Consider the following 354-nt stretch of genomic DNA (forward strand, 5'->3'; position numbering starts at 1 on the left):
TAGGCGGGCGTTATGTTTATCGGAGAAGTTCATGGTCAATTGGCCTTGTATTCTGAAATTAGATGGTGACGATGAGCTTGTTTATTTGGGCTCTGAGGCTGATTTAAATTGCGAGTGTGTGGATCTGATCGTTAGTCCAAGCGATCGAGTCATTGATTCTGAAGGTTTTGTCTATTCAATAGTTTCAGATGGCTCAGCAGTTAACTTGATTGAAAACTCAACCCAGATTTCAGCAGAGGAAGCGTCTAGATTGATTCAACGTCATGAGTTCTGTTTAGCTGAAGTCTGTTTGACAAAAATTCAGTTTGAAACAGTCGCGGAAGCATGTAACTGTTTGAAACATTCGGCTAAATA

1 protein-coding gene is annotated in these 354 nt (G+C 40.4%); it reads left to right on the forward strand.

From position 1 onward, the window contains the following. Window positions 1-31: 31 nt before the first annotated feature. A partial coding sequence (locus GOU96_RS18460; RefSeq protein ID WP_076008642.1) for a DUF4144 domain-containing protein occupies window positions 32-354 on the forward strand: 323 nt, incomplete at its 3' end.

The sequence above is a fragment of the Vibrio sp. R-1 genome, from assembly GCF_035615595.1.
Taxonomy (GTDB): domain Bacteria; phylum Pseudomonadota; class Gammaproteobacteria; order Enterobacterales; family Vibrionaceae; genus Vibrio; species Vibrio cholerae.